We start from the raw sequence: 3662 nt of genomic DNA, 5'->3' as shown, positions 1-3662 counted from the left end.
CGCTGAGACCGGCTTTGGCGCTGGGCTAAATTTTTTCACACTTTGTAAGAAATTTAAAGCTAGCCCCAAAAAACTTCACTTTGTTAGCATCGAAAAAAGCCCTATTAACAAAGATGATCTTTTAAAAATCTATGAAAATTTAGGCATTTTTAAAGCTTATGCTAAAAAGCTAGTTTCGCTCTATCCACCGCTAATCTCAGGCATACACCGCATAAATTTTACCCCAAATGTCACCCTTGATCTTTGCTACGGCGAGGCAGAGCAAATTTTGTCTGAGCTTGATTTTAGCGCTGATATCTGGTTTTTAGACGGCTTTGCCCCAAGCAAAAATGGCTCGATCTGGAGCGAGGAGCTCTTTAAGCAGATAGCAAGGCTAAGCAGGGTTGGCACGATAGCTAGAACCTACTCGTGCGCAAAAATAGTAAAAGATGGGCTAAAAAATGCTGGCTTTTTGCTGAGCCTAAAAGAGGGCTACGCTAGAAAACGCCAGATGAGTAGCGCCGTGCTAGAAAAAAAGGATGAAAATTTAAAGGACGCTTGGTTTGCTAGGTGTGAGCCAGTTGCCAGCGTAAAAGGCAAAACAGTGCTTGTGATAGGAGCAGGAGTGGCTGGGCTTGCAACAGCCAGCGAGCTAGCCAAAAGTGGCTTTAAAGTGGTGATCGCCGAGGCAAAGAGCGAGGTTGCGACAAATGGCTCAGGCAACCACTGCGGCGCCTTGATGCCGCTAGTTACGAAGCCCGGGGTAAATTTAGGCCGCATGCATATAAATGCCTTTTTGCAAGCAGTGAAATTTTACAAGGCAAATTTGCCAAAAAGCCTCATCAAATTTAATGGCTGCATCGACTATGCGTTTGATGATGAGCTAGTTAAAAGATACGCCTCATGGCGGGGTCAAAACGCAGAGGAAATCTTTAAATTTGACGAGAGCTTAAAGCCATATCCTGGGATATTTATAAAAGAGGCGGCTTATGCTAGGCCAAAAGAAATTTGCAAATTTCTATCAAGTAACTTTGAAATTTTATTTAACCACGAGTTTGAGAGCAGAGAGCACCTGAAAAATGGCAAGATAAGCGTTAAATTTAAAAATAAAAAAAGCTTGAAGGCTGATATCTTAGTCTTTTGCACAGGCAGCAAGAGCAGTGAAATTTTTAAAGGCTACGACATGCAAATAAGTAGCGTCAGAGGTCAAGTCACGCACCTAAAGCCAGTTTTAAAAAATACTATGCCGCTAAGTGCAAAAGGCTACATCTGCCCAGCCGTCAAGGGGGTGCAAGTCATCGGCGCAACCTACGCTAGAAATGAAATTTGCGACACGCCAAAAGATGAAGATAATGCTAAAAATTTAAGCGACGTGAGCGAGTTTTTTGACACCAGAGAAGCAACCATCATCGGCTCACGTGTGGGATATAGAAGTTATAGTGGAGATAGATTTCCGATAATTGGCGCCTTGCACGACGAGGAGTTTTACAAGCAAAACTACAAAGGGCTATTTTGGAGTAAAAATAAAGATAGTAACCAAAAAGCAAGCTACGAAAAAAATCTCTTTGTAAATTTCGCTCACGGCTCACGTGGCCTTGGCACGGCGATACTTGGAGCAAATTTGATAACGGATCTTGTGCTTGCTCGCCCACTTTGCATAGAAAGGTCGCTATTTTTTGAGCTTCATCCTGCTAGATTTTTGATAAGAAAGCTAAAAAAAGGACTAAAATAGTCAAATTCCTTAACATAAGTTAAGAACTATTATCAAAACTTGCATTATAATCCTTCACAAAAAAAAGGATAGAAAATGAGTCAAATTTACAATCTCAACAAAGACACAAAGATAGTTGAAAAAAGCGTCGTTAGTAAAAGGCTCTTTCAAAACAAAAACGCAAGTGTCGATATATACGCATTTGACGAGGGCGAGGAGCTTGATCACGAGATGCTTTTTATAGACAGCCTTGCCTTCGTCATTGATGGCGAAGCACAGCTTGAGTATGGCGAAAAGCAGATGAAGCTTGGACGCGATGAGGCCTGCCTTATCGAGGCAAAAACCTGGAGAAAGCTTAAATTTACAAAGAAGACAAAATATTTACTAATAGATTTTAAGGAGAATGTTATGATAGATCATTTAGACAAAGCGAGCGTTTTTAGCCTCGCAGATGCCGTTAGCTACGAGAGTGGCAAGATAGTTAGCAAGACGCTTGTCAAAAACGAAAATGGCTCAATGTCGCTGCTGAGTTTTGACAAAGACCAAGAGCTCTCAACTCACGCTGCCCCTGGCGATGCGCTACTTATCGCGCTTGATGGCGAGCTTGATTTAAAGATAGCTGACGAGAGTTTTCATTTAGTAAAAGGCGATAGTATCGTGCTTCCAGGTAAGATCCCACACAGCCTAAAAGTGAAAGACAAATTTAAAATGCTACTTATCGTCACAAAAGACAAAATGTAAAAATAAGCCCTATTTTAGGGCTTTTCTCTTTTATAAATCACATTAAATTTACCCTTAATAACCCAAAAAGCAAAGTCATAATATAATCCCTTTAAAATTTAAAGAAGAGCTATGAAAAAAGAAAATTCCAAACTATTTTTACTACTATTTTTGGGCGCGCTTTCAGCATTTGGCCCATTTGTCACAGACCTTTACCTGCCAGCACTACCAGCCATAACTGAGTGGTTTGGCACAAGCGTTTCAGCAACCCAGCTAACCCTTACAACCTCGATGGCAGGCCTTGCGATAGGCCAGCTAATAGTTGGCCCAATCAGCGATAAATTTGGGCGAAAAACACCACTTACCATCTCGCTCATCATCTACACGATAAGCACGATTTTTATATTTTTTGCACAAAATATCCAGTTTTTTATCTTTATGCGCATCATCCAAGGGCTTGCAAGTGCGGGCAGTCTGGTTATCTCAAGAGCCGTTGTGAGCGACCTTTACAAGGGTCACGAGATGACTAAATTTTTTAGTCTTATGATGGTTGTAAATGGCCTTGCTCCGATACTTTCGCCAATAGGTGGCAGCTTGCTACTTAAATTTACCGACTGGCGCGGCATCTTTATGGCATTAACCATCATTGGCATTGTGCTATTTATCGCAAATTTTTACTTCAAAGAGAGCCTAAACCAGAGAGATCGCCTAAAAGTGCCTTTGCTTCAGACTTACGGCGTCTTTGGCAAAATTTTAAGAAAAAAGAAATTTATGCTCTTTATCGCGATACAGACATTTGCGATGGGTGCGATGTTTGCCTATATCGCGGCATCTTCTTTTATCTTGCAAGAGTTTTACTCGCTAAGTCCATTAAGCTACGGCTTTTGCTTTGGGGCAAATGGTCTAGCCATCGTCATAGGTGCTAGGCTTGCAAGCCTAATAAATGAACGCAAAGCGCTAAAAACTGGGCTTTTTGGCACCTTGTTTGCTAGCATTTTTGTTGCACTCATGCTTTGCTCTAAATTTGAAGTGATCGGCGTTATCATCGCATTTTTCTTACTTTTGCTCTTTACTGGCTTTATCTTACCAACGGCCTCATCACTTGCGATGAACGAGGGCAGGGAGTACGCTGGCTCAGCCTCGGCAGTACTTGGATTTTGCCCATTTTTCTTAGGTGGCATCATCTCGCCATTAGTTGGGCTTGGTGACATTTTTTACTCGACGTCAATAGCTATATTAGCTTGCAGTATGC

General features: G+C 41.6%; 3 protein-coding genes. All 3 read left to right on the top strand.

Features of this window, described 5'->3' with window-relative positions; genetic code table 11:
* Nucleotides 1–1711, top strand: a 1711-nt coding sequence (mnmC, locus tag Q0296_RS00840; RefSeq protein ID WP_298035686.1) for a bifunctional tRNA (5-methylaminomethyl-2-thiouridine)(34)-methyltransferase MnmD/FAD-dependent 5-carboxymethylaminomethyl-2-thiouridine(34) oxidoreductase MnmC, incomplete at its 5' end; no start/stop codon positions are given.
* A 75-nt stretch (nt 1712–1786) separates the two neighbouring features.
* Nucleotides 1787–2431, top strand: coding sequence for a cupin domain-containing protein (locus tag Q0296_RS00835; protein ID WP_298035685.1), 645 nt, complete (start codon nt 1787–1789; stop codon nt 2429–2431).
* A gap of 111 nt (nt 2432–2542) precedes the next feature.
* A partial coding sequence (locus Q0296_RS00830; protein ID WP_298035684.1) for a multidrug effflux MFS transporter occupies nt 2543–3662 on the top strand: 1120 nt, incomplete at its 3' end.

Origin of the sequence: uncultured Campylobacter sp., from assembly GCF_937890585.1 — a bacterium.
GTDB lineage: Bacteria > Campylobacterota > Campylobacteria > Campylobacterales > Campylobacteraceae > Campylobacter_A.
Note: the sequence above shows the minus strand (reverse complement) of the source record. Positions and strands in the feature narration are given on the sequence as shown.

Coding starts and splice junctions, on each gene's coding strand:
- Q0296_RS00835 (WP_298035685.1), top strand. CDS start 1,787: ATGAGTCAAATTTACAATCTCAACAAAGACACAAAGATAGTTGAAAAA.